Origin of the sequence: Neisseria sp. HMSC065C04, from assembly GCF_001815375.1 — a bacterium.
GTDB lineage: Bacteria > Pseudomonadota > Gammaproteobacteria > Burkholderiales > Neisseriaceae > Neisseria > Neisseria flavescens_D.
In genome coordinates, this window is sequence record NZ_KV820422.1 from 361,051 (window position 1) to 386,074 (window position 25,024).

Genomic DNA, 25,024 nt, shown 5'->3' on the forward strand with positions numbered 1-25,024 from the left:
AGTTTTCAGACGGCCTTAAGTTTTCAAATAAAGCAAATAACAAACTTACCCTTTATTTAGGATTTGCTTGTTTTCGCCTTCACGACGCAACTCTTTGGGCAAGACAAATACAATGCTTTCTTCTGCGCCTTCTCCTTCGCGTATGGTCTCGTGTCCCCAATCTTGAATGGTTTGTAAGACTTCTCGGACTAAGACTTCGGGCGCAGATGCACCGGCAGTTACACCGACCTTGGTTTTGTTTTCAAACCATTCTTTTTTCAGATAGGAAGCATTATCGACCATATAGGCATCAACTCCGCGCAATGCGGCTACTTCACGCAAGCGGTTGCTGTTGGAAGAGTTGGGCGAGCCGACAACAATTACGAGATCGCATTCTTCCGCCAATTCTTTAACGGCAGTTTGGCGGTTGGTTGTGGCGTAGCAGATGTCTTCTTTGTGTGGATTGCGGATATTGGGGAAGCGTTGATTTAAGGCCGCAATAATGTCTTTGGTTTCATCCACCGATAAAGTGGTTTGGCTGACGTAGGCAAGCTTATCAGGATTTTTGACGTTCAGTCCGGCCACATCTTCCACTGTCTCAACCAAAAACATTTTACCCGGGGGCAACTGTCCCATCGTGCCTTCTACTTCGACGTGGCCTTTGTGGCCGATCATGATGATTTCGTAATCTTGTTCATCGAGGCGAGCTACTTCTTTATGGACTTTGGTTACCAAAGGGCAGGTGGCATCAAAAACGCGGAAACCGCGTTGTGCCGCTTCTTCCTGTACGGCTTTGGATACGCCGTGAGCCGAGTAAATCAGTGTGGCACCTTTTGGGACATCCGCCAAGTTATCGACAAATATAGCACCTTTTGCCCGAAGATTATCCACGACGAATTTGTTGTGAACGACCTCATGGCGGACGTAAATGGGTGCGCCGTATTCTTCGAGTGCACGTTCAACAATGCTAATGGCACGGTCAACACCGGCACAGAAGCCGCGGGGATTGGCAAGGATAATGGTTTTTTGAGTCATGTGTGTTCCGTTTTCAGACGGCCTTTGTGTCATTTGAAGGTGTTTTTTTGTGCAGCAATCCATCTATTACCAAGCAAACTGCGCCAACGCAGATAAAACTGTCGGCAATGTTAAATGCAGGGTAGAACCAGTTTTGCCAATAGAAAAGCAGAAAATCGACAACGTGGCCGTGAATCAGACGGTCAACCACATTGCCAATCGCGCCGCCGATAATCATGGCCGCCCCCAGTTTGCCCCAGAGGCCAAACTCATCACGCAAAATGGCACGGGCCAAATACAGGCTGATGACGACGGCCAGACCTAAAAAGAAGAATTTTTGCCAGCCGCCTTGGTCGGCCAAAAAGCTGAATGCCGCGCCTGGATTATAGGCAAGCGTCAGGTCAAAAAAGTCTGGAATGATATTGAGGCGTTCGCCTTCGGTAAAGTGTTTCAAGATTTCCCATTTGCTCAGTTGGTCAAGAATGATAGCAACGAGGGAAAGTAAGAAAAAGGGCGTTTTTGCAGAAGAGGATGAACTCATGTTTTCAGACGGTTTATGTAATAAAGGACTTATTTTACCTGAAAGCAGGCTGGAAGTGTTTGCGATGGCATCGACGTTAGGCCGTCTGAAAATAGAAACGCCGCCACTTGAATGTATCAAAGGGCGGCGTGGTAAGCATGTGTGGGCTTATTGGTTTTTAAGCAATGGGAAGCCCAGTTTTTCGCGGCTTTCAACGAATTTTTGTGCAACGATACGGCTCAGTGCACGAATACGGCCGATGTAGGTTGCGCGTTCGGTAACGGAAATGGCACCGCATGCATCCAAGAGGTTGAACGTATGACCGGCTTTGAGTACAAGCTCGTAAGCAGGCAGGGCAAGACTGGTGTCTTCAACTGCAAGCAGGCGTTTGGCTTGTTCTTCATAGTCGTTGAATTGGCGCAAGAGCCAATCGGCATCGCTGTATTCGAAGTTGTAGGTGGATTGTTCGACTTCGTTTTGATGATAAACGTCGCCGTAAGTGATGATGTTGCCATCAAGGGTTTTTGCCCAAACGAGGTCGTACACGTTTTCTACGCTTTGCAGATACATGGCGAGACGCTCGATACCATAGGTGATTTCACCGAGTACAGGGGAGCAGTCGATACCGCCAACTTGTTGGAAGTAGGTGAATTGGGTTACTTCCATGCCGTTGAGCCAAACTTCCCAACCCAAGCCCCAAGCGCCGAGAGTAGGGTTTTCCCAGTCGTCTTCGACAAAGCGGATGTCGTGTACTTTAGGGTCGATACCCAATTCGCGCAGGGAATCGAGGTAGAGGTCTTGAATATTGGCCGGTGCAGGTTTGAGCGCAACTTGGAATTGATAGTAGTGTTGCAGGCGGTTGGGGTTGTCGCCATAGCGGCCGTCTTTGGGGCGGCGGCTGGGTTGAACGTAAGCGGCAAACCAAGGCTCCGGACCTAATGCACGCAGGCAGGTGGCTGGATGAGAAGTACCGGCACCGACTTCCATATCGAAAGGTTGGATAACGGTGCAGCCTTTGTCTGCCCAGTAGTTTTGTAATTTGAAAATAATTTGTTGGAAGGTGAGCATGGTGGATGGAATAGATTGGAATAAAGAGGGTATTTTACTGTTTTGAGCCTGTTTTGGATAGGCTGAAGGAAGCGGCGCAGTTTATTTGCCGTCCAATAGGTCTGAAAAGGGGTCGTCTTCCGAAGAAACGGTGTATTTTTCTTGTGCCCATTCACCTAAATCAATGAGTTTACACCGTTTGCTGCAGAAAGGGCGGTAGGGGCTGTCGGTGTTCCAAACGACTTCTTTGTGGCAGGTTGGACATTTTACAACAGGAGCGGTCATGCAGTTTCTTTCAGTGATTGTGCAATGGATTGATAGTATTGATGCAAACGGGCAACCTTGATTTTTGCTTCTTCCAAGCTATGGGTATTGTCCAATACATCGTCGGCATGAAGCAGTCTGTCAGAGCGAGAAGCTTGGGTTGCCATGATTTGACGCGTTTGTTCTTCTGAAAAACCATTGCGTTGGTGTACGCGTTCGATTTGGACAGACTCTGGAACATCTACAACCAAAATGCGGTCAGTCTCCGCTTTAAATGCCGGATTCTCAATTAAAAGCGGTACATCGACAATGCCGTAAGTAGAGGAGGTAAGTTGTTGTTTCTGCTGTTGGATTTTGTTTAAAATCAATGGCAGAAGCAGGTTTTCCAGTTGTTTTTTTGATTGAGGCCGTCTGAAAACCTCTTCCCGTAAAGCTGTACGATTCAGACGGCCTTCGCTGTCAAAAACCTCATCGCCGAAAAACTGGCGGATGGCTGGAAGCGCTTCGCCGTTTTCCGCAGTCAGTGAGCGGCTGATGGCATCGGCATCGATAATGGGTACGCCAAGCTCGGCAAACATTTGGGCGATAGATGATTTGCCGCTACCGATACCGCCGGTCAAGCCTATCCATAATGTCATTATCGGAATCCTGATTGTACGAGCCACCATTGTACCAGTTGGGTAATAGGTGCATTGGCAACCAAAATAATCCATCCTGCTACAGCAAGGCTGGGACCAAAAGCAAAATATTGACCTTTACCGACGCGGGCAATGAGTGCGCCCACCAGTCCGACCAAGGCAGCCATGAAGATCAGAACAGGCAAAATTCCTACGCCCAACCATGCCCCGATCGCGGCCAAAAGTTTGAAGTCGCCATTGCCCATGCCGATTTTACCGGTCAGAAGTTTATAGACGGCGCATAAAGCATAAAGGCTCATATAGCCTGCGATTGCGCCCCAAACGGCTGAAGGCAGGGGTACGAATGTGTCATTCAGATTAAACAGCAGGCCGATCCAAATTAGGGGCTGAGTCAGGCTGTCGGGTAAATATTGAGTATCGGCATCGATAAAGGTCAGCGCAATCAATATGGCAGTCAGAATGAATCCGCCAATAGTTGCCCATGACCAGCCGTATTGCCATGCGACAATACCGAATAAGACACCTGTCAGCAGCTCAATCAGCGGATAGCGTATGCCGATTGCGGTTTTACAGGAGTGGCATTTTCCGCCCAGGAAAACATAGCTGAGGATGGGGATGTTGTGCCAAAGTTTGACTGGGCTTTTGCATTTTGGGCAGCGTGAATCCGGTTTGCGCAGATTAAATGGCTGTTTTTCTTCATCTGTGAGCTCGATGCCCAAATGCTCTTTAGAAAATTGTGTCCATTCGCGTTCCATCATTATCGGCGTACGATAAATGACAACGTTCAGAAAGCTGCCAATCAGTAATCCCAAAATAACGGCTAAAGGAATAGCGAATGGTGCAAGAACGGAGAGGGCGTCGATGGCAGAGTAAATACTATCAAGCATATCAACCTACGACATTACCCAAGTTAAACAGAGGCAGATACATGGCAATCAGCAAGATACCGATGAGCGAACCCAATACCACCATGATGATAGGCTCCATCAAGGCAGATAAGCGGGAGACGGAGTTGTCTACTTCATCTTCATAGAATTCGGCTGCTTTGTTCAGCATATCGTCCAAAGAGCCTGACTCTTCGCCGATGGCTGCCATTTGGATCACCATGTTGGGGAACATATCTGTACTTTGCATACTGGATGTCAGCGACAGGCCTTGGGTTACCTTGGCTCGAATGTCTTGAGTGGCTTCTTCATAGAGAATATTGCCGGATGCGCCTGCAACTGAATCTAATACTTCCACCAAAGGAACGCCGGCTGCGAAGAGGGTGGAGGTCGTACGCGCCCAACGGGCGATGGTCGCTTTTCGGACGATGGTGCCAAAAACAGGCAGTCTCAAAATCAGAGCATCGATTCGTTTTTGGAAGGTAGGCGATTTTTCATGGAGTTTGTACAGGCCGAAGGCGGAAACAATCAAAAGGATGATCATAATCCAGCCGTAGTCGACGAATAAATCAGACAAGTTCATGACAAGTTGGGTAAGGCTTGGTAACTCTGCACCCATATTGGCATAAACTTCTTTAAAGGCAGGTAGCACAAACATCATCATGATGAAGATAAGCGCAATCGCCACCACGATAATAGCAATCGGGTAGGTCAGCGCGGTTTTAACCTTTTTCTTAATGGCTTGGGTTTTTTCTTTATAGACAGCCAGTTTGTCCAATAAGCTTTCCAATACGCCGCCGGACTCACCTGCGCTGACCAGATTGCAATAGAAACGGTCGAAATATTTTGGATATTTGGAGAATGATTTACCCAATGCACTGCCTTGTTCTACATCGGAACGAACCTGCATCAGCATTTCGGTCATGCTCGGATTGGAGTGGCCGCGCGCAACGATTTCAAAAGCCTGCATCAGCGGCAAGCCTGCCTTCATCATCGTTGCCAGTTGGCGCGTAAACACCGTGATGTCTTCTTGGGTAATACGGCGTTTGCGTGCGGTTTTGACTTTGCTGATACGCAAAGGGCGAATGCCTCTGCGTTGGAGTTTTTTGCGTGCTTCTTCTTCGTCTTTGGCAACTACTTCACCACGAACAAGACGTTCGGTCTCGGTATTTTTCCCTTCAAATGTAAAACGCTTGCCTTTGCTTCTTGAGCCGAACAGACTTCTTTTTTGCTCTGCTTGAGCCATGAGTTATCCCTTGTTTGTAAGAAATAAAGCGGACTGTTTCCCCGTACCGCTTTATTTTAATTTTGAAAATATGGCAGTTTAGTCATTGGTATGAGCAGTCACTTCTTCCAACGAGGTCAGGCCTTGCATGACTTTCATGAGGCCGGCACGACGCAAGTCTACCATGCCTTCCTGATAGGCCATGTTCATGATATCAACTTCCGTACCGTTGTTCATAATGACTTTTTGCATTTCATCGCTGACCGGCATGACTTCATAAATACCGACGCGGCCTTTAAAGCCTTTGCCGCGGCAGCTGTCGCAGCCAACCGGGCGGTAGAGTTTCCAATCTTGAGCCAAGTCTGCATCGGTAAAGCCGGCTTTTTTCAATGCCGGAACCGGCGGGCGCTCAACTTCGCGTTTGCAGTTTGGACACAGTCTGCGCAACAGCCTTTGCGCCATAATCAGGCTGACCGAGCTGGCGATGTTGAAAGGCGCAACACCCATGTTCAAAAGGCGGGACAGTGTGGCCGGTGCATTATTGGTATGCAAGGTCGAGAAAACCATGTGGCCGGTTTGAGCGGCTTTAATGGCGATGTCGGCGGTTTCTAAGTCACGAATCTCACCGACCATAATAATATCAGGATCTTGACGTAAGAAGGATCGGAGTGCGGCGGCAAACGTCAGACCTTGTTTTTCATTGACGTTGACTTGGTTGACGCCCGGCAGGTTAATCTCGGCCGGATCTTCTGCCGTCGAAATGTTCACATCTTCCGTGTTCAAAATACTCAGACAGGTGTAGAGAGAAACGGTTTTGCCCGAACCTGTCGGGCCGGTAACCAATACCATGCCGTAAGGGCGGTTGATGGCCTCAAGCAGCATTTCTTTTTGGAAAGGCTCTAAACCGAGCTGGTCGATATTGAGCGATGTACCATCGGAATTTAGGATACGCATTACCACTTTTTCGCCAAACAATGTCGGCAACGTGCTGACACGGAAGTCAATCGGACGGCCGTGTTTATGGAAGGCAATTTGAATTCTGCCGTCTTGCGGAATACGTTTTTCGGAAATATCCAAACGCGCCATCACTTTGATGCGCGATGCCAGCTGGCCGCGCACGGCGACAGGTGGCTGTACGACTTCACGCAACTGTCCGTCCACGCGGAAACGGACGCGCGCCATTTGTTCGTAGAATTCAAAGTGGATGTCCGATGCACCCGCATTCAGGGCATCGGATAAGGTTTTGTGGATGAAACGGGGAATAGGGCCGTCTTCAGCTTCTTCGTTATCGATATAAAGCGATTGAGATTGCTGCGTTGCTTCATGTTCGTCGTTGATTTCTTTCAGAATGGTGGTCGAACGTTGGCCCAGCCATTCCAGCAATGAGCTGAGCTGGTCGTCGGGAACCACTACCAAGTCGACACTTAAACCTGAAGCAAAAGCGATTTTTTGAAAGTTTTGGATTTGGGTCGGATCGGATACGGCGAAATAAACCTTGCGTCCGCGTTTGAAAATCGGAATGCAACGGTTTTGCACCATTTGCTCTTCCGTCAGAATGTCGCTGACTACATTATTGCGCGGGTAGTAGTGCAAATCCAAAAGGGGATAGCTGAATACGCGCGCAACTAACTCCCCCAAAGCTTTAGGGGAGATGATGCCGTCTGAAAACAGGTTGGGCAGGATTTCTTTGCCTGATTGTAAAAGGTTGTTGTAATGTTCCGCTTGTTGATTTGAGATGGTCTGGCTTTGAACCAAAACACGCAATAATCCGACACTCATTTTATTTTCCGTTTCTTGTGCAGTTTTCCCTTTAATTTAGAGGAAAGCCGTATTATTTTATCATTATTATGATTAAAGCATATATTTAATTATGCAAATCTGCTTAAGTTGCAAAGACATGCTTCTGCTTTAATTGTATTTTTATTTCAGACGGCCATTATAAAGCAAGGAGAATAGGCGTTAAACTCGATATTTTTGGATTATGATGAAAAAACAACAATTTTGTCGTATGAATCCAATCAATAACGAAATTATATTTCATGTTGCTATTGCTTGTTTGGAGATGGCAGAAAAGGTTGTTTTGATGGACAGACGGTTGGAATTTGAAATATGAAAAGGCCGTCTGAAACTGAGCAATCAGGTTTCAGACGGCCTTTTAGCTATTTAAATCCGATAGGATTGATTAGGCTTTGTTTTTCAGACGGCCATGCAATTCCTGTACGCTGTACACGCCCAAGTGCTCGCGGCTTTTTGCGCCTTCGCTCATGGCTTCGCCGCCGGCGATGGTGGTGTATTGCGGTACGCGTTGGGTGAGGGAGGTGCGGCGGATGCTGTGGCTGTCGGTAACAGATTGCACTGTGCTGCCGACAGTGTTGACCACCAGTGCGATTTCGCCGTTTTTAATTGCGTCCACGATGTGTGGGCGGCCTTCCTGCACTTTGTTGACCGCTTGCACGATGATGCCGTGTTCTTTCAAGTATTCGGCGGTACCGCGAGTGGCGCAGACACCGTAGCCGAGTGCTTGGAAGTTTTGTGCGGTTTTGACGATGAGCGGTTTGTCTTCGTCGCGTACGGCGAGGAACACTTTGCCTGTTGTGCTCAAGCGTTCGCCTGCGCCGAGTTGGGCTTTGAAGTATGCTTCGCCGAAGCTTGCGCCTACGCCCATGACTTCGCCGGTAGAGCGCATTTCAGGGCCGAGAATGGTGTCCACACCCGGGAATTTGATGAATGGGAACACGGCTTCTTTAACGGCGTAGAAGTCTGGAATGACTTCTTTTTCTACGCCTTGCTCTTTCAGCGAAATGCCTGCCATCACGCGTGCGCCGACTTTGGCGAGCGGTACGCCGGTGGCTTTGGATACGAACGGTACGGTACGGCTGGCGCGTGGGTTTACTTCCAGTACGAAGACCACGCCGTCTTGTACGGCAAACTGTACGTTCATCAAGCCGACCACGCCCAGTGCATATGCCATGGCTTTGGTTTGACGGCGGATTTCGTCTTGAATTTCTTCGTCCAAAGAGTATGGAGGCAATGAACAGCCGGAGTCGCCGGAGTGGATACCTGCTTGTTCGACGTGTTGCATGATGCCGCCGATCACGACATCTTGGCCGTCTGAAACGCAGTCTACGTCCACTTCGATGGCGTTGTTCAAGAAGAAGTCGAGCAATACTGGGCTGTCTTCGGAAACTTGTACGGCTTCGCGCATGTATTTTTGCAACTCTTCGGCAGAGTGAACAATCTGCATGGCGCGGCCGCCGAGTACGTAAGAAGGACGGACAACCAACGGATAACCGATTTCTTCGGCTTTAACGAGGGCTTCTTCTTCGTTGTGGGCGATGCGGTTGGGCGGTTGGCGCAAACCTAAGTCGTTCAACACTTTTTGGAAGCGTTCGCGGTCTTCGGCGGCGTCGATGCTGTCGGCAGATGTGCCGATGATGTTCACGCCGTTTGCCACCAAGGCATTGGCCAGCTTGAGCGGGGTTTGGCCGCCGTAATGAACAATCACGCCCCATGGGTTTTCAGTGCGGACGATTTCCAATACGTCTTCCAAGGTCAGCGGCTCAAAGTACAGGCGGTCGCTGGTGTCGAAGTCGGTGGACACGGTTTCCGGGTTGCAGTTGACCATGATGGTTTCAAAACCGGATTCGCGCAGGGCGAGTGCGGCATGAACGCAGCAGTAGTCAAATTCAATACCTTGGCCGATACGGTTTGGGCCGCCGCCGAGAATCATCACTTTTTTACGGTCGGAAGGATGGGATTCGCATTCTTCTTCGTAAGTGGAGTAGAGGTAGGCGGTTTCGGTAGCAAACTCGGCGGCACAGGTGTCGACGCGTTTGTAAACCGGATGCAGGTTCAGCGCGTAGCGGTGTTCGCGGACTTCTTTTTCGCTTACGTTCAACAATTGTGCCAAACGTTTGTCAGAGAAGCCTTTGCGTTTTAGACGGCGTAAAGCGGCATAATCCAAGTCTTGCAACTGGCCGTCTGAAACCAATTTTTCTTCTTTCACCAAGTCTTCGATTTGCGCCAAGAACCAAGGGTCGATGGCGCAGATTTCGTGGATTTCTTCCAGCGTGAAGCCTGCGCGGAACGCATCGGCTACAAACAGCATACGCTCAGGGCCTGGGTTGGCCAGTTCGCGGCGGATTTCGGCTTTGTCTTCGCTGCGCGGATTGAAGCCGCACAAGCCGGTTTCCAAGCCGCGCAGGGCTTTTTGGAAACTTTCCTGAATGGTGCGACCCATCGCCATCACTTCGCCCACCGATTTCATTTGCGTGGTCAGGCGGTCGTCTGCGGCGGGGAATTTTTCAAACGCAAAACGCGGGATTTTGGTCACGACATAGTCGATGGAAGGCTCGAACGACGCGGGCGTGCGGCCGCCGGTGATGTCGTTGCGCAACTCGTCCAGCGTAAAACCGACAGCCAGTTTCGCCGCTACTTTGGCAATCGGGAAGCCCGTCGCTTTGGAAGCCAGCGCGGACGAACGGCTCACGCGCGGGTTCATCTCAATCACAATCATCTCGCCGTTTTCAGGGTTTACCGCAAACTGAACGTTTGAGCCGCCGGTATCCACGCCGATTTCGCGCAACACTGCCAACGAAGCATTACGCATGATTTGGTATTCTTTGTCGGTCAATGTTTGTGCAGGCGCAACAGTGATGGAGTCGCCGGTATGCACGCCCATCGGGTCGAAGTTTTCAATCGAGCAAATAATGATGCAGTTGTCGTTTTTATCGCGTACAACTTCCATTTCGTACTCTTTCCAGCCGAGAACGGACTGCTCAATCAGCAATTCATGCGTAGGCGACGCATCAAAACCACGTTCGCAAATCGCCAAAAACTCGTCTTTATTGTAGGCAATGCCGCCGCCCGAACCGCCCATCGTGAAAGAAGGACGAATCAGGGTAGGGAAGCCGACCTGTTCTTGCGCTGCCAAAGCTTCGTTCATGGTGTGGCAGACAAAAGATTTCGGGCAAGACAAACCGATTTTTTCCATCGCTTCTTTAAAGCGGCCGCGGTCTTCCGCCTTGTCAATCGCGTCTTCGGTCGCGCCAATCAGCTCGACGTTGTATTTCGCCAGCACGCCGTTGCGCGCCAAATCCAGCGCACAGTTCAGCGCAGTCTGGCCGCCCATGGTAGGCAGAATCGCATCAGGTCGCTCCTTGGCGATAATTTTTTCTACCGTCTGCCACATAATCGGCTCGATGTAGGTAACATCCGCCATTTCAGGGTCGGTCATAATCGTGGCGGGGTTGGAGTTTACCAAAATGACTTTATAGCCTTCTTCACGCAAGGCTTTGCAGGCCTGTGCGCCCGAATAGTCAAATTCGCAGGCCTGACCGATAACGATAGGGCCGGCGCCGATGATAAGGATGGATTTTAGGTCGGTACGTTTAGGCATGTTATGACTCTCTATGATTTCAGTTAATTTTCTCTATACTTAGATAATATTCTAGTAATATCGGGTTTTAATTTTTGTCGCTGCCATACAGTTGGATGTTTAGGTGTTCCATTTTGATTTCTTGGCAACTCAATCTCTTTATCTTTTTTTAGCATGTTTTGTATTAAATTGATACGCTCCAAAATATCCTTCTCATATAATAGATCTGACTGATAGCTTCCATATGCCATAATATAATTATCGTATTTAAATTCAGAAAGATGCTCAAATATCAGGTTGCTATTTAAATCACGTTTCTCCCAATTTGAGAACAAAGGTGCGGTTTGGGGATTTGCGTAATCAAAAAGATTTAGAATTACCTGATTAAATCCTGCATTGCCACATACTTCACGAAGTATACGAAGAGTTGTATCTCTAGATAAATTTCTCCCATCGCTACTCAAGCTCCCTGGGTTGAACATAATGACCAACAATGTTCTGTTATTATTTGATTTTTTCTGAATACACCAGTGTCGATATTCTTTTTGGCTTTCCCAAGAAATTTCCCAGCCATCCAGTGTCGCAGAATAGATGTTACCGCCCATTATCGGATTCATTATTTGCTCCTGTTTAATGTATAGTAAGCCGTAGCCTGCATGTAGGGTGTGTGCAGTACGCACGCGTTCTCCATTTTCCCTGCAACTCCAACCCACCGCGTGCGTGCCTTGCGGCACACACCCTACCGATGGGTTCAAAGGTCGTCTGAAAAAACGCTCGCAGCGTTTGTTCCATCTGCCTTGCGATAAAGGCTGCCTGAAAAATTCCTGCTGTTGATATTTCGGGCATTCTTTTTTCAGACGACCTTTTGCGTTTTAATTTTACACAGGGTCGTCTGAAAACTTCCTTAAAAACTAGTGACAAATGTAATCAAACCCAAAATGATGCCTGGGGCGTTTGCCAGCATAACGGGGTAGTCGCGTTTTTCTTTCAAAAAGCCGTAGGCAACCCATAATGTGCAGTTGATGGCGGCGACGAGGGGCTGCAACGGCGAGCCGGGGTTGCCGGCAAGGTTGTTTTGGATTTGTGGGATATAGGAAACGTACATACCGACGGCGGTTAGGGTGGCGACGACGGAAAGAATGCGCATTTGCTTTTCTGTCATGGTTTTTCCTTTCTGATTAGAGGGTTGGGTTTCAGACTGTGTAGATGTTGAGAGAGAGTGTACCTGAATTCATATTTTTGAAGTTTGGTTTTCAGACGGCCTGTTGTTGAGTTGAGTGTGGCCGTCTGAAAAAATCAGCTTTATTGTTTTGCTGCTTTGATATTGTCAATAAATTTGTCAAACAGATAACCGACATCTTGCGGGCCCGGGCTGGCTTCGGGGTGGCCTTGGAAGCAGAACACAGGTTTGTCTGTCAGTTCGATACCTTGCAAGGTGTTGTCGAACAAGGATTTGTGGGTAATGCGTGCGTTGGCGGGTAGGGTGTCGGCATCGACGGCGAAACCGTGGTTTTGGCTGGTGATGACGACTTTGCCGCTGTCCAAATCTTGTACAGGGTGGTTGGCACCGTGATGGCTGAAGCGCATTTTCAGAGTTTTCGCACCGATGGCGAGGCTGATCAGCTGATGTCCCAAACAAATGCCGAAAATCGGTTTGCCGCTTTCCATCAGTTTTTGTACGGCTTTGATGGCGTAGTCGCAAGGCTCGGGGTCGCCGGGGCCGTTGGACAGGAATACGCCGTCAGGATTGAGTGCCAATACTTCTTCCGCGCTGGTTTGTGCGGGAACAACGGTCAGGCGGCAGCCGCGTGAGGCAAGCATGCGCAGGATGTTGGTTTTGACGCCGAAATCGTAGGCGACGACGTGGTAAGGCTGTTCGGAAGGGGTAACGAAACCTTTGCCCAATTCCCATTCGCCTTCGGTCCATTCGTAAGTTTCTGTGCAGGAAACTTCTTTTGCCAAGTCTTTGCCGACCATGCTGCCGAATGCGGTAATCAGTTCTTGTGCTTTTTCAACAGTGGCATCTGCACCGGTCAAGATTGCACCGCCTTGTGAACCTTTTTCACGCAACAGGGTGGTTAGGCGGCGGGTATCGATGTCGGCGATGGCGACGGTTTTGTTGCGTACCAAATAGTCGTGCAGGCTTTCGGATGCGCGGAAGTTGCTGTGTAAGAGGGGCAGGTCGCGGATAATCAAACCGGCGGCGTAAACGCTGCGGCTTTCTTCATCTTCGGCGTTGGTGCCGGTGTTGCCGATGTGTGGATAGGTGAGGGTAACGATTTGTTTGCAGTAGGAAGGGTCGGTCAGGATTTCCTGATAGCCGGTCATGGAAGTGTTGAACACGACTTCGCCGGAAGTCGAACCTTCGTAACCGATTGATGTGCCGTGAAATACGCTGCCGTCAGCGAGAACGAGAAGAGCCGGAGTGGTCATGATGGAATCCTGTTTGCCTGATGATGATCGGTTCGAAAAAAAATGGGTCAGGCCGTCTGAAAAATAAAAATTGTTTACAAAAAAGACAGCCTTCGGAAATCTCGGCTAAAAAAAAACACGCTCCGCAGCTTTGATTTTGCTGTGTAACGTGCTTTTTCAGACATAGCGGTCTATGCCGTAGAAGCAGTGTATTTTAAGTCAAAATGATAGGAATTTCAAGCATAGAGCAAATAATCGATAATTTAAAAACGTTTTATCTTTATGGTACAGTCCCTTGCTTTTGGAATGCTTGATGAATAAGGTTGAACTAAATATTCAGTCAGGCCGTCTGAAAACTGAGCAGGCAGATTGTTTCATTTTTGTTGTGTTTGAAATGCAGGTGTAGGGAAATTCAGCCGAATCAAACATGAAACAGGTTGTTTATGCTAGAATCGTAACCTTATAAAAAATAAAAACAACGTCATTTTTAGCTGAGATTATCCGATGAAAAAAGAACACATTATGCAAAACGCTCCATCAGGCCGCCATCGCCTCATTCATGCAAGCGTAGCTTCCGCTTTAGCACTCATCAGTATTTCCGTTCAGGCAAATACGCAGCAATTTGCCCAAACTCCTTTTTACCTGCAAAACAAAACCGACGTCAGCGGCCAACCCAAAGTCAAACACAATATTATGTTTTTGATTGATGATTCGGGCAGTATGTTGGCTGATGCAAAGGGTGATTATCATGTCCGTGATGAGCAAAAAAAAATCAATATTGCAAAATCGGCATTAAAGCAGGTTTTAGCGCAATATAAAGATCAGTTCAACTGGGGCTTGCAGACTTTGCACAATAATCCTCGGTATTGGAAATGGGATGAGAAAAAAAGGAAAGAGAATAATGCTATTTACGCATATGCAGAATTGCCTAGCCCCGACGATACCAAAGGCGATATGAAGGATTCTGAAGGCTTTACGGATGGTTCTGCCGGTCGAAACTGGGAATATGTCAGTAAAAAAGTAGACGAGATGTTGGCTTATCAAGGTACGCCGACAACGCGCCGTTATTATGAAGTTGTCAAAAATTTTGTCATTCCAAATATTAAATACCGTTGTCAAAAATCTTATGTTGTTGTGGTATCTGATGGTGATGCGAACTTAAGTTGTAGTAACCAGTCTTCTGGGGAAGACCCACGTAAATCCGCAAATACTAACTTCAATTATGATCGAAAATATTATTATTCAAATTATTACCGTGCTATTCAGCGTAGCTCGGATGAGGTCTATGAATATTTCGGGCCGTCTGAAGTAAAAGCTTATGAAGATAAATATGGGCAAGGTAAGAAATTTTCAGGAAACGGCCTTGAAGGAAATTTTGATCTGCCAAATTATGATCCGCGATTGAATACTCCTGAAGGGGAGAAAAAGTTTCAATGTCAATATACTGACTATAAAAAAGATGATTCAGGGAATTGGGTGCTTTTAGGTGAAAAGGATGGTAAACAAGAAGTCCAAGGCATTGGCGAAATTATTGTTCCTTATTGGGATAGGAACTATAAGGATGAAAAACGCGGTATGCGATTCTTTAGTCAGACTTTGGCAGAAAAAGACATCAAAACAGAAAAAGATGGCAAAGATGATGCAGGTAAGAGCTGGGATGGTGATCCAAACGACCCTAAAGGTTTAGATTATAGTAAGCAATTGGTTCAGACTTTTACCGTGGGCTTTGGTGAGGGAATCTCTAAAGTCGGGAGAGAGTATCTGGAAAAGGGTGCCAGTCGCCCAGACTGGTATTTCAATGCCTCAAAACCTGAAAAGTTGCTCGATGCTTTCAAGACCATCGTCGATAATATTGAAAATGACAGTAAAATAACAAAATTTGAGGGAACATCTTCAACTGCGCCTGCAACGACCAGTACAGGTATTCCCAATATGGCGGCAACGGTTCATTTGAATACCGGCTCTTGGAGTAGTCAATTGCGGTTTTATAAATTGAACCGTGATGGTACACCTATCAATACGACTGAGTTTGTTCAGCCATCATTTAATAACCGCCTCACTTTGGTTAATGATGGCAGTAAGACCTATTTTATCGATAGAGTTGCAGATAATGAGGCTTCAAATGCTGATTTTGGTATTTCAGACGGCAGTGCGAAAGATAAGTTGGAATGGAAAAATGCATTGCTGAAATGGACTGGCCGAGTAGGTAGTGATGAAACCATCAAAGCGGATGCAGAGGCAAAAGGTTATAACCAGTCTTATCGCATCCGTCCAACTGATCCAGCTGACGCAAGTAAAGATGAGCGCAATTTGGGCGATATTTTAGACGGTTCGGTTGCTTCGATTGGCGATAAGCGCGATAACCGTCAAGAGTTTTTGGTCGCTGCTGCCAATGACGGCATGGTACATATTTTCCGTAATGGTACGCCTAGCAATCCTTATGACTTGAAACTCAGCTATATTCCGGCAGGTATGGAGCGCGAGGACGAGAACGGTCAAGCAACAACTTTAGGTAAAGTTCTGAAGGATATTGCTCGCGATGGTTACGGCTCCGGCACACCACACCGCTATATGGTCAATGGTGGCTTTGTTCTCCGTCAAACGCCTGATAAGCAAACCTTTATGTTTGGTGCGATGGGTCAGGGTGGACGCGGTGCGTATGCGTTGAATATTGGTGCAGTGGCTAACAGTGATCATAGTGGTTGGGATAAGACCGTACCTTTGTTTGAAACAGAAAAAGGCTCTGGCAATAAGCTGGGTTATACCATTGGTTCGACGCAAATCGGCCGTGTTTCCATCAAGCGCGATACTACTCCGGTTAATTTGGAATCTAATGTGCGTTATGCGGGCTTCTTGGCTAGCGGCTATCGCACTGAAGATGTGAATAGTGCCGACAATGAAACAGCTTTGTATGTCTATGATATGACAGGGAAAGAGGCAGGGACGAAAAATACTGGCACTAATGTTTCTTCTGAAGCTGGCAAGCTCTTGGCCAAAATTTCTGCGCCGAATGGCAAAGGCGGTCTCTCTACCCCCACTTTGGTAGACACCGATTTTGACGGTATTGTCGATATTGCCTATGCAGGCGACCGTTACGGTAATATGTTCCGCTTTGACTTGAGTGGTGAAACTCCGTCCAAATGGTCTGCGCAAATGATTTTCCAAGGCTCGGGTAATCAACCGATTACGTCTGCGCCTGCGGTATCACGTCGCGGTAAAGACAAGTATGTTGTTATTTTTGGTACGGGTAGCGAGATTTATCAGAATGAACTAGAAGGTACCAACGGACAAATCAATGCCGTTTATGGTATTTACGACGATGTATCTACTGATGCGGTTTTGGCGAAAAGTAGTGAGTTGGAACAGCAAACCAGAGAAAGTTACGGCGAGCACATTTACGTCAGCGACAATAAGGTTGGTGAAGGTAAAAAAGGCTGGAGTCTGACTTTAGGTCCGAATGAACGTGTGACTGTCAAACCGACGATGATTTTGCGTACAGCTGTTCTGACCATTCGTAAGTATGAAAGCAAAACAATTCATACTGATTCTTCCAGTACCGATGTTTGTTTGCCGGACAGCACGTCCACACAAACGACAGCGAAAACGATTATTCTGGGCGTAAATGCCGAAAACGGCGGACGTTTGGGCTTGCGTGATGCGCGTATCTCCAGAAAGGATCGTACATTTTTTATCAAACGTGAAAATAATGGCCAGATTTATTACGCCAACGGTATGACTTTTGATGGTGTTATCAACTTTACTTATATGAATTCCAGCAAAGCCGACGATTCTCCGGTAACTGCCGATGGCGATAGCGGCGGCACGGGTACGGATAAGGAGTTGAACGCAACGCCGAGCGTGCCAAACAATAAATGTTTCGCAACCAAAGGTGATCGCAGTCTCTTGTCTAACCAACTGGTCAGCCTGAAAGTAGAAGGCCGTACATGCGGACTCAAACGCATCAGCTGGCGTGAATTGTTCTTTTAATTGGTAAGGCTTAAGCATCGAGGCCGTCTGAATTTTTTCAGACGGCCTTTTCTGTTGAGTGGTAGTAATTGAGAGATGCTGGATTAAAAAATGGAAAACTTTGTTTGTGGATATAACAAGGTTTGATCAAATTGAAAGCTTGGATAGAGCTAAACGACAGACTTGGGCTATTCTTTTTTAATTTTCTACTATTTGGCTGAGAAGTTAAAAGGCCGTCTGAAAATATCTTTTCAGACGGCCTTTGATTTAAAAAGAGCTAATCAAGGAGCGCATTGTTAGATGCTGTTTTTAATAATTTTCCGCAGGGTGGACAGTTGTCGGCGGCTGACAGGCAATGGGGTCGGAATATCAAGAATTTTTGCGCCCCATGTGGATGCGGATTCGTCGTTTTCGTCATCGTCCAGTCGAATCAGGCTGTCGAGGGTATGGCGGAAGACGAGGGCATTGCGGTGGATGCGGATGACTTTGTCGCCCAGCAATTCTTCCCAGTAAACCAAGGTCTTCGGTAATTCGTAGCTTTGGCCGTCACCGGTAAACAGATAGACGGTTTTGTGTTCCGCCATCAGGTAACGTGCCTGTTGCCATGGGATTTCAACCATGCGTTCGCGGTTGTACACTTTGAAATGGGTGAAACTGTCTGCTTTTTCGCGGTTTTTCTCGATGATGCGGTCAAGTGCGGTTTGCAGGCGGGTCATTTTGATCGGTTTGAGCAGATAGTCTGCTGCAGCCAGCTCAAATGCGCGCAGGGCGTGTTCTTCGTAGGCTGTGGTGAATACAATTTCCGGCTGGCGTTTGGCGGTACGCTTAATGCGTTCGACAAACTCGAGACCGTCGATTTCCGGCATGCCGATGTCGGCAAAGACGATGTCGACTTCGTGGACGCTCAGCCACTCCAATGCTGGCATGGCATGGTGAAAGACGTTGAGCAGTACGACATTGCACTCTTCCAATAATACACGTAAGCGTTCTGCTGCTAATACTTCGTCTTCTACAATAATGGCACTTGGCATAGCGGTATTCTTTTTGTTGTATCGTGGGAGATCTGCCGCGCTTTGTCATCCTCAATAACGCGTCAGCCGTATGTTGTTACAACCTTGAAATTATCAGTTTGTGACAATTTTAGGAAATTTTTAAAATATACATGATTTTTCGCTTCTTGGGCATGGTTTGGGATGAGTCGGAAGATTACTTACATAATTTTATGAAATATTGTAATACCCAGAGTAATTTTGTTGTAATCATGCTAATTCAGTCCGTGATAATGGACGATTTTGGGATTTTGTCCATTTGCCAGTGCACTACCGCCCAATCGAGCAATTCTTGAGGGCGGTTTATGGCGGGGGCATCGGATAGGTTGAGGTAGGTTAGAACTTGGCGTAGGAGTTGTTCTTTTTGATTCAAATCCAAAGCCGGGGCAAGGGTTTGTTTTGACCATTTTTGCCCTTGGCTGTTGGTCAGTAGGGGAAGGTGGGCGTAGGCCGGTGTGGGAACGCCGAGGCATTGTTGCAGATAGATTTGGCGCGGCGTGGAAACGAGCAAGTCCTGACCGCGGACAATATGCGTTATTCCTTGGTCGGCATCATCGGCAACCACAGCAAGCTGATATGCCCAATAGCCGTCGGCACGAAGCAGGACAAAATCGCCGATGTCGTGTACCAGATTTTGTGCGTAATGTCCGACAATGCCGTCTGAAAAACCGATCACGCGATCGGGCACTTGAAGGCGCCATGCCGGCGTTTTGTTTTGCGTGTCGGGTCTTTGCTGAGGATTGCGGCAACGGCCGTTATATACAAATCCGTCTGCGCCATGTGTTGCCGCCGCCTGCCAGTCTTTGCGGCTGCAATAGCAGGGATACACCAGCCCGGCTGCTTTGAGGCGGTCGAGGGTGTCTTGATATAGGTCGTAACGGCGGCTTTGATAGGCGACTTCGCCATCCCACTCAAAGCCGAAGGCTTCAAGCGTGCGCAAAATGTCGGCAGCGGCGCCGGGCATTTCGCGCGGGGGGTCGAGGTCTTCAATGCGGACCAGCCATTTACCCTGATGAGCGCGTGCGTCGGCATAGGAGGCGACGGCGGTCAGTAGGGAGCCGATATGAAGCAGGCCGGTAGGGCTGGGGGCGAAACGTCCTATATACATGGCAGGGTGGTTTTGTAGGGCAGGGGCAGTATGCCTGCACGGTATTCAAATCGTGATAGAAAAGGGCGTGCCGTACACGCCCGAATTTGGGTTTCAGACGGCCTGAGACTTTTCAAAATGATTTAAGTTTCTCGACCATCCGTTCAATCCGCTTAAGCCAAGGGAGCAAGCAGTTTGGCGAAAGCGTCTTCAAATTGTTTCAAACCGTCTTCCTGCAAACGAGTTGCCAAAGTTTCGACATTAATGCCGAGTTTCGCGGTTTCGGCAAGCTGCGCTTGGGCTTCGTCCACACCTTCGGTCAAAGTGGCTTTGGCGGTGCCGTGGTCGATAAAGGCTTTGAGTGTCGCATCGGGAACGGTATTGACGGTATGGGCGCCAATCAGGCTGTCAACGTACAAAGTGTCAGGATAGGCAGGGTTTTTCACGCCGGTAGATGCCCATAAAAGTTGGACGCGGTTGGCACCTTTTTCGGCAAGTGCGGCAAATTCGCTGCTGCCGAAGTATTGCGCCCAATCTTGATAGGCGGCTTTGGCCAGCGCAATGGCGACTTTGCCTTTGAGGTGGTCGGGCAGGGTGGCGTCCAATGCGGCATCGACACGGGAAATAAAGAAGCTGGCGACAACTTGGATATGGGAAACGTCGTGTCCTGCTTCCAAACGTTTGGCAATGCCGCGCGTGTAGGCCGCATAGGCTTTAAGGGTTTGGGCGCGGGAGAAAAGCAGGGTCAAGTTGACGCTGATGCCGTCTGAAACAAGGGTTTCGAGTGCTTCGATGCCTTCGTCGGTTGCCGGTACTTTAATCATGGCATTTTTACGACCGATGGCGGCGTGCAGGCGGCGCGCTTCTTCAACCGTTCCTTGTGCGTCTTTGGATAATTCAGGCGAAACCTCGAGGCTGACGAAGCCGGTTTTGCCGCCGGTGGATTCGTGTTCGGCAAGGCATACGTCGCAGGCGGCTTGCACATCGGCAACTGCCATGGTTTCGTAGCGTTGTTTCGGGGTCAGGTCCTGCTGTTTGAGTGCGGCTACTTCATCGGCGTACAGGGCATCGCCTGCAAAGGCTTTTTGGAAAATGGCAGGATTGGAAGTTACGCCACACACACCTTGCTTCAGCATTTCTGCCAATTCGCCGCTTTGTACCAGCGAACGGGAGAGATTGTCCAACCAGATTTGTTGTCCTAATGCTTTAACGTCCGATAAAATAGTCATCTCTGATTCCTTTTACATAATAGGTTTGTTTGTGAAGTAGGCGGTAATGCTACGCCGATTCGATGAATTTGAACAGTTTACGGCTGATTAATTTGGGCAAAACAAACCTAAATTCAAGCACGAAAGGTGGCTTTGATGGCGGAAAACACACTTTATCTCGACTGGGCGCGCGATGTATTGGATACGGAAGCCGAAGGTTTGCGTGAAATTGCGGCGGCTTTGGATCATGATTTTGTCCGTGCGGCAGAAGCGTTGTTGCACTGCAAGGGCAGGGTCGTCATTACCGGCATGGGTAAGTCCGGACACATCGGCCGCAAAATGGCGGCAACCATGGCTTCGACAGGCACGCCTGCGTTTTTCGTCCATCCTGCCGAAGCGGCACACGGCGATTTGGGCATGATTGTGGACCACGATGTCGTGGTTGCCATTTCCAATTCCGGTGAAAGCGATGAAATTGCAGCGATTATTCCGGCATTGAAACGCAAAAACATCACGCTGATCTGCATTACCGCCCATCCGACTTCCACTATGGCGCGTCATGCCGATATCCATATTACCGCGGCGGTTTCCAAAGAAGCCTGTCCGCTCGGCCTTGCACCGACTTCCAGTACGACCGCCGTGATGGCCTTGGGCGATGCGCTGGCAGTGGTATTGCTGCAGGCGCGTGCGTTTACGCCTGATGATTTTGCTTTAAGTCATCCGGCCGGCAGTTTGGGCAAACGCCTGCTGCTGCGCGTGGCGGATATTATGCACAAAGACGAAGCCCTGCCTGCCGTTTTGTTGGGTACGCCGTTGAAAGAAGCCATTGTCCGCATGAGTGAAAAAGGCTTGGGTATGTTGGCGGTAACCGATGCCGAAGGCCGTCTGAAAGGCGTATTTACCGATGGCGACTTGCGCCGTCTGTTTCAAGAACGCGACAGCTTTGCCGGTTTGAAAGTGGACGACATTATGCATGCTTCTCCGAAAACCATCTCCGCCGATCGTCTTGCCACTGAAGCCTTGAAAGCCATGCAGAGCGGCCATGTGAACGGTTTGCTGGTGATCGAAGAAAACGGCGTACTGATTGGCGCGCTGAACATGCATGATTTATTGATGGCACGAATTGTCTGAAACGACGGCAAAAACGTTTTCAGACGGCCTTATGCTAGAATAGGCCGTCTGAAATAAGGAAAACTTATGCAAAACCTCTCTTCCGACCTGCAACAACGCGCTTTAGGTATCAAACTGCTGATACTGGATGTAGACGGCGTTTTGACCGACGGCCGCATTTTTATCCGTGACAACGGCGAAGAAATCAAATCGTTCCACACTTTGGACGGACACGGTTTGAAAATGCTTCAGAACAGCGGCGTACAAACGGCGATTATTACCGGCCGCGATGCGCCTTCCGTCGGTATCCGTGTGAAGCAGCTCGGTATCAACTATTACTTCAAAGGCATTCACGACAAACGTGCCGCCTACGCCCAATTACGCGAACAGGCCGGTGTGGAGGAGCATGAGTGTGCCTTTGTCGGCGACGATGTTGTCGATTTGCCCGTGATGGTGTGTTGCGGATTGGCGGTCGCCGTCCCTGAAGCGCATTGGTTTACTTTGCAATACGCCCATTATGTAACCAGACGTTCCGGCGGCGCAGGCGCGGTGCGTGAAGTGTGCGATTTGATTATGCAGGCGCAAGGTACGCTTGAACCTGCTTTGAAAGAGTATGTACGATGAAAATCAGATGGCGTTACGGAATCGCTTTTCCGCTGGTGTTGGCCGTTTCACTCGGCGCATTGGCGGCGTGGCTCGGCCGCATCAGCGAAGTACAAGTCGAAGAAGTTGTCCTCAATCCGAATGAGCCGCAATATTCGATGAAAGGCATCAACGGCAAACGTTTTGACCAAGAAGGCCGTCTGAAAGAAAACCTGAGCGCGGTCGATGCCGTTCAATATCCGAATAGTGCGGACGTGCATTTGGACAAACCGCATCTTTCGTTTTACCGAGACGGTAGCCTGTTGTACGAAGTCGGCAGCGACAAGGCAGCGTACAATATTCAAAACAAAAAAGTCGTTTTTGAACAAAATGTTGTCTTAAACAAAGCGGCAGATGCCAAGCGTTTGGCCGGCATCGTCAAAACCGAACGCTTGAATGTCGATACCGAGGCGCAATACGCCCATACCGACAGCCCCGTTACTTTCCAATACGGACAGTCCAGCGGTCAGGCAAACGGCATGACTTATGATCACAAAACCGGTTTGCTGAATTTCCCTTCCAAAGTGAAAGCCACAATTTATGATACAAAAAATTTGTAAAACCTTAGTCCTTGTTGCCGTTTTTGCCGCCAGCCCGGCCTTTGCCCTGCAAAGTGACAGCAAGCAGCCGATTCAAATCGAAGCCGACCAAGGCTCGCTTGACCAAAACAACCAAAGCACCACCTTTTCCGGCAACGTCATCATCAAACAAGGCACGCTCAATATCCGTGCCGGCAGCGTGACCGTTTCGCGCAACGACAAAAGCGAGCAGTTGATGAAAGCTACCGGCTCGCCCGTCAAATTCAGCCAAGAGTTGGACGGCGGCAAAGGCGTGGTCAACGGCCAAGCCAATACCGTGACGTATTCTTCCGCAGCCAGTCTGGTTACCCTGACCGGCAATGCCAAAGTACAGCGCGGCGGCGATGTAGCCGAAGGTGCGGTCATTACGTACAACACTAAAACCGAGGTTTACACCATTAACGGCAGCGCCAAATCCGGTGTGAAATCCGCTGCGAAATCCGGCCGTGTCAGCGTTGTCATCCAGCCGTCCAGCACGCAGAAAAACAAATAAGAAAACACACAAAAAGGCCGTCTGAAAAAGGTTCAGACGGCCTGAGGTCAATATCGAAAGTCAACAGAATATGAGCGCAAACAACAGCCGTCTTGTGGTTCAAAACCTGCAAAAAAGTTTCAAAAAACGCCAAGTCGTCAAAAGCTTCTCCCTTGAAATCGAAAGCGGCGAAGTCATCGGCCTGCTCGGCCCCAACGGCGCGGGTAAGACCACCAGCTTTTACATGATTGTCGGCCTGATTGCCGCCGATGCAGGCAGCGTGATGTTGGACGGCCAAGAATTGCGCCACCTGCCCATTCACGAACGCGCCCGCCTCGGCGTCGGCTATCTGCCGCAGGAAGCCTCGATTTTCCGCAAAATGACCGTGGAACAAAATATCCGTGCCATTTTGGAAATCAGCATGAAGGACAAAAGCCACATCGATGCCGAACTTGAAAAACTGTTGGCCGATTTGAACATCGAGCGCCTGCGCAACAACCCTGCACCGTCCTTGTCCGGTGGCGAACGCCGCCGTGTCGAAATCGCGCGCGTGTTGGCCATGCAGCCGCGTTTCATTTTGTTGGACGAACCTTTTGCCGGCGTTGACCCGATTGCCGTCATCGATATTCAGAAAATCATCGAGTTCCTCAAATCACGCGGTATCGGCGTATTGATTACCGACCACAACGTGCGCGAAACCCTCAGCATCTGCGACCGTGCCTACATCATCAGCGACGGTACGGTATTGGCTTCAGGCAAGCCGGATGATTTGGTCAACAATGAACAAGTCCGTTCGGTTTATTTGGGCGAAAATTTCAAATATTGAGTTTAGGCCGTCTGAAAAGGTGTATCTGTGTTGAAACGAATTTTTTTGTCTTCCTTTGCCGTTTTGGCAGCTACTGCTGTGCATGCCATGCCCGAACAGTCATGGCAGGATATGGGTGTGCGCCAAGGCGTGATAGATAAAAATGGCAAGCCGATAACCGGTATCGTAACGGCGACAGCTATCGTGGATAAAGAAGGTAAGCTGGGAAAAAGCCTCCATTGGGAAGTGGATGCGCTGGAATTGTTGAAACTTGCTCAAGAAGTAGGTTTGCCAAAACAAGTCGAGCCTTATAAAGAGTGTACTTATAATCAGAAAACCCAACAAACGGATTGTAAGACACTGGAAAGCCTTAAAAAATTCAGATTCTTTTATACTGTGCCAAATGGATTCAAAGAAGAGATAAAGACGAAACCTGTCCAAGTTGCTCCCCCACCTTATCCACAGCTTTCTACAGAGAATGGCGAGGAAGGGACTGTGGTATTAAATGTCTTTATCAATATAGATGGCAAAGTATTTGTATGGGTAAAAAAGAGCAGTGGATACTCGCGTTTAGATGCTGCAGGACGAAAAGCGGTTTTGCAGACAAAATTTCAACCCGCTACCTATCGCGGGAAGCCTGTTGCCATGTTTTTTACTCGACGTATTGCGTTTATTTTAAATTAGAAAATATCTCTACTGTCGAATAATTCATTTATCGGTTGATAAAAGAATAATATATTGAAATAA

At 48.5% G+C, this 25,024-nt stretch carries 22 protein-coding genes; 7 read left to right on the forward strand and 15 right to left on the reverse strand.

Annotated elements, in window-relative coordinates; genetic code table 11:
* Positions 1 to 45 precede the first annotated feature (45 nt).
* The 12 genes from ispH to carA all read right to left on the reverse strand — a co-directional run bounded on the left by ispH (position 46) and on the right by carA (position 13,381).
* Complete coding sequence (ispH, locus tag HMPREF3022_RS10670; protein WP_070765631.1) at positions 46 to 1,014, reverse strand: 4-hydroxy-3-methylbut-2-enyl diphosphate reductase; 969 nt, start codon at positions 1,012 to 1,014, stop codon at positions 46 to 48.
* Positions 1,015 to 1,027: 13 nt separating this feature from the next.
* Positions 1,028 to 1,534, reverse strand: coding sequence for a signal peptidase II (lspA, locus tag HMPREF3022_RS10675; RefSeq protein ID WP_070765632.1), 507 nt, complete (start codon positions 1,532 to 1,534; stop codon positions 1,028 to 1,030).
* Between the two features lie 147 nt (positions 1,535 to 1,681).
* On the reverse strand, positions 1,682 to 2,581 hold the full coding sequence (glyQ, locus tag HMPREF3022_RS10680) for a glycine--tRNA ligase subunit alpha (protein WP_070765633.1): 900 nt from the start codon (positions 2,579 to 2,581) through the stop codon (positions 1,682 to 1,684).
* Positions 2,582 to 2,662: 81 nt separating this feature from the next.
* Positions 2,663 to 2,845, reverse strand: a complete 183-nt coding sequence (gene yacG, locus HMPREF3022_RS10685) for a DNA gyrase inhibitor YacG (protein WP_003682475.1) — start codon at positions 2,843 to 2,845, stop codon at positions 2,663 to 2,665.
* The gene (gene coaE / locus HMPREF3022_RS10690) at positions 2,842 to 3,462 is read right to left on the reverse strand and encodes a dephospho-CoA kinase (protein ID WP_070765634.1); all 621 of its coding nucleotides are present in this window, start codon (positions 3,460 to 3,462) and stop codon (positions 2,842 to 2,844) included. Before coaE ends, yacG begins: the two co-directional genes overlap by 4 nt.
* A complete protein-coding gene (locus HMPREF3022_RS10695; protein ID WP_049331886.1) occupies positions 3,462 to 4,349 on the reverse strand; it encodes a prepilin peptidase in 888 nt (295 codons plus the stop codon). The genes coaE and HMPREF3022_RS10695 overlap by 1 nt, the downstream gene beginning before the upstream one ends.
* Before the next feature lies 1 nt (position 4,350).
* A complete protein-coding gene (locus HMPREF3022_RS10700; protein WP_004518865.1) occupies positions 4,351 to 5,592 on the reverse strand; it encodes a type II secretion system F family protein in 1,242 nt (413 codons plus the stop codon).
* Between the two features lie 78 nt (positions 5,593 to 5,670).
* Entirely contained in the window at positions 5,671 to 7,350 is a 1,680-nt protein-coding gene (gene pilB / locus HMPREF3022_RS10705) for a type IV-A pilus assembly ATPase PilB (RefSeq protein ID WP_049331882.1), read from the reverse strand.
* A gap of 403 nt (positions 7,351 to 7,753) precedes the next feature.
* Complete coding sequence (gene carB / locus HMPREF3022_RS10710) at positions 7,754 to 10,969, reverse strand: carbamoyl-phosphate synthase large subunit (protein ID WP_070765635.1); 3,216 nt, start codon at positions 10,967 to 10,969, stop codon at positions 7,754 to 7,756.
* A gap of 23 nt (positions 10,970 to 10,992) precedes the next feature.
* A complete protein-coding gene (locus tag HMPREF3022_RS10715; RefSeq protein ID WP_141750537.1) occupies positions 10,993 to 11,628 on the reverse strand; it encodes a DUF1643 domain-containing protein in 636 nt (211 codons plus the stop codon).
* Positions 11,629 to 11,852: 224 nt separating this feature from the next.
* On the reverse strand, positions 11,853 to 12,110 hold the full coding sequence (locus tag HMPREF3022_RS10720; RefSeq protein ID WP_049331825.1) for a SemiSWEET family transporter: 258 nt from the start codon (positions 12,108 to 12,110) through the stop codon (positions 11,853 to 11,855).
* 140 nt (positions 12,111 to 12,250) lie between these two features.
* On the reverse strand, positions 12,251 to 13,381 hold the full coding sequence (gene carA, locus HMPREF3022_RS10725) for a glutamine-hydrolyzing carbamoyl-phosphate synthase small subunit (protein ID WP_070765636.1): 1,131 nt from the start codon (positions 13,379 to 13,381) through the stop codon (positions 12,251 to 12,253).
* A 501-nt stretch (positions 13,382 to 13,882) separates the two neighbouring features.
* On the opposite strand from carA, the gene pilC reads away from it, so the two are divergent.
* A complete protein-coding gene (pilC, locus tag HMPREF3022_RS10730) occupies positions 13,883 to 17,347 on the forward strand; it encodes a PilC family type IV pilus tip adhesin (RefSeq protein ID WP_283119076.1) in 3,465 nt (1,154 codons plus the stop codon).
* Between the two features lie 275 nt (positions 17,348 to 17,622).
* On the opposite strand, the gene HMPREF3022_RS10735 is transcribed toward pilC, so the two are convergent.
* The 3 genes from HMPREF3022_RS10735 to tal all read right to left on the reverse strand — a co-directional run bounded on the left by HMPREF3022_RS10735 (position 17,623) and on the right by tal (position 20,691).
* Positions 17,623 to 18,357 (reverse strand): LytR/AlgR family response regulator transcription factor, encoded by a 735-nt coding sequence (locus tag HMPREF3022_RS10735; protein ID WP_070585143.1) that lies wholly within the window; start codon positions 18,355 to 18,357, stop codon positions 17,623 to 17,625.
* A gap of 238 nt (positions 18,358 to 18,595) precedes the next feature.
* Complete coding sequence (gene gluQRS / locus HMPREF3022_RS10740) at positions 18,596 to 19,483, reverse strand: tRNA glutamyl-Q(34) synthetase GluQRS (RefSeq protein ID WP_070765638.1); 888 nt, start codon at positions 19,481 to 19,483, stop codon at positions 18,596 to 18,598.
* A gap of 152 nt (positions 19,484 to 19,635) precedes the next feature.
* On the reverse strand, positions 19,636 to 20,691 hold the full coding sequence (gene tal, locus HMPREF3022_RS10745; RefSeq protein ID WP_070765639.1) for a transaldolase: 1,056 nt from the start codon (positions 20,689 to 20,691) through the stop codon (positions 19,636 to 19,638).
* 135 nt (positions 20,692 to 20,826) lie between these two features.
* Between tal and HMPREF3022_RS10750 the strand changes: the two genes are divergently transcribed.
* The 6 genes from HMPREF3022_RS10750 (at position 20,827) to HMPREF3022_RS10775 (ending at position 24,961) form a co-directional block, all read left to right on the forward strand.
* Positions 20,827 to 21,801, forward strand: a complete 975-nt coding sequence (locus HMPREF3022_RS10750) for a KpsF/GutQ family sugar-phosphate isomerase (RefSeq protein ID WP_070765640.1) — start codon at positions 20,827 to 20,829, stop codon at positions 21,799 to 21,801.
* A 66-nt stretch (positions 21,802 to 21,867) separates the two neighbouring features.
* Entirely contained in the window at positions 21,868 to 22,404 is a 537-nt protein-coding gene (locus HMPREF3022_RS10755) for a KdsC family phosphatase (protein WP_070765641.1), read from the forward strand.
* A complete protein-coding gene (lptC, locus tag HMPREF3022_RS10760) occupies positions 22,401 to 22,982 on the forward strand; it encodes an LPS export ABC transporter periplasmic protein LptC (protein WP_004518853.1) in 582 nt (193 codons plus the stop codon). The genes HMPREF3022_RS10755 and lptC overlap by 4 nt, the downstream gene beginning before the upstream one ends.
* Positions 22,963 to 23,493 carry a lipopolysaccharide transport periplasmic protein LptA gene (gene lptA, locus HMPREF3022_RS10765; RefSeq protein ID WP_070765642.1) on the forward strand — a complete coding sequence of 177 codons (531 nt, stop codon included), beginning with the start codon at positions 22,963 to 22,965 and terminating at the stop codon, positions 23,491 to 23,493. Before lptC ends, lptA begins: the two co-directional genes overlap by 20 nt.
* A 70-nt stretch (positions 23,494 to 23,563) precedes the next feature.
* Positions 23,564 to 24,298: an LPS export ABC transporter ATP-binding protein gene (gene lptB / locus HMPREF3022_RS10770; RefSeq protein WP_070765643.1), complete on the forward strand. Its 735-nt coding sequence runs from the start codon at positions 23,564 to 23,566 to the stop codon at positions 24,296 to 24,298.
* A gap of 45 nt (positions 24,299 to 24,343) precedes the next feature.
* Positions 24,344 to 24,961, forward strand: coding sequence for an energy transducer TonB (locus HMPREF3022_RS10775; RefSeq protein ID WP_283119077.1), 618 nt, complete (start codon positions 24,344 to 24,346; stop codon positions 24,959 to 24,961).
* The last annotated feature ends 63 nt before the right edge of the window (positions 24,962 to 25,024 follow it).

Excerpts from the sequence above, each read along its gene's own strand:
- ispH (WP_070765631.1), bottom strand. The coding sequence starts at position 1,014 with ATGACTCAAAAAACCATTATCCTTGCCAATCCCCGCGGCTTCTGTGCC.
- lspA (WP_070765632.1), bottom strand. The coding sequence starts at position 1,534 with ATGAGTTCATCCTCTTCTGCAAAAACGCCCTTTTTCTTACTTTCCCTC.
- glyQ (WP_070765633.1), bottom strand. The coding sequence starts at position 2,581 with ATGCTCACCTTCCAACAAATTATTTTCAAATTACAAAACTACTGGGCA.
- yacG (WP_003682475.1), bottom strand. The coding sequence starts at position 2,845 with ATGACCGCTCCTGTTGTAAAATGTCCAACCTGCCACAAAGAAGTCGTT.
- coaE (WP_070765634.1), bottom strand. The coding sequence starts at position 3,462 with ATGACATTATGGATAGGCTTGACCGGCGGTATCGGTAGCGGCAAATCA.
- HMPREF3022_RS10695 (WP_049331886.1), bottom strand. The coding sequence starts at position 4,349 with ATGCTTGATAGTATTTACTCTGCCATCGACGCCCTCTCCGTTCTTGCA.
- HMPREF3022_RS10700 (WP_004518865.1), bottom strand. The coding sequence starts at position 5,592 with ATGGCTCAAGCAGAGCAAAAAAGAAGTCTGTTCGGCTCAAGAAGCAAA.
- pilB (WP_049331882.1), bottom strand. The coding sequence starts at position 7,350 with ATGAGTGTCGGATTATTGCGTGTTTTGGTTCAAAGCCAGACCATCTCA.
- carB (WP_070765635.1), bottom strand. The coding sequence starts at position 10,969 with ATGCCTAAACGTACCGACCTAAAATCCATCCTTATCATCGGCGCCGGC.
- HMPREF3022_RS10720 (WP_049331825.1), bottom strand. The coding sequence starts at position 12,110 with ATGACAGAAAAGCAAATGCGCATTCTTTCCGTCGTCGCCACCCTAACC.
- carA (WP_070765636.1), bottom strand. The coding sequence starts at position 13,381 with ATGACCACTCCGGCTCTTCTCGTTCTCGCTGACGGCAGCGTATTTCAC.
- pilC (WP_283119076.1), top strand. The coding sequence starts at position 13,883 with ATGCAAAACGCTCCATCAGGCCGCCATCGCCTCATTCATGCAAGCGTA.
- HMPREF3022_RS10735 (WP_070585143.1), bottom strand. The coding sequence starts at position 18,357 with ATGCCAAGTGCCATTATTGTAGAAGACGAAGTATTAGCAGCAGAACGC.
- gluQRS (WP_070765638.1), bottom strand. The coding sequence starts at position 19,483 with ATGTATATAGGACGTTTCGCCCCCAGCCCTACCGGCCTGCTTCATATC.
- tal (WP_070765639.1), bottom strand. The coding sequence starts at position 20,691 with ATGACTATTTTATCGGACGTTAAAGCATTAGGACAACAAATCTGGTTG.
- HMPREF3022_RS10750 (WP_070765640.1), top strand. The coding sequence starts at position 20,827 with ATGGCGGAAAACACACTTTATCTCGACTGGGCGCGCGATGTATTGGAT.
- HMPREF3022_RS10755 (WP_070765641.1), top strand. The coding sequence starts at position 21,868 with ATGCAAAACCTCTCTTCCGACCTGCAACAACGCGCTTTAGGTATCAAA.
- lptC (WP_004518853.1), top strand. The coding sequence starts at position 22,401 with ATGAAAATCAGATGGCGTTACGGAATCGCTTTTCCGCTGGTGTTGGCC.
- lptA (WP_070765642.1), top strand. The coding sequence starts at position 22,963 with ATGATACAAAAAATTTGTAAAACCTTAGTCCTTGTTGCCGTTTTTGCC.
- lptB (WP_070765643.1), top strand. The coding sequence starts at position 23,564 with ATGAGCGCAAACAACAGCCGTCTTGTGGTTCAAAACCTGCAAAAAAGT.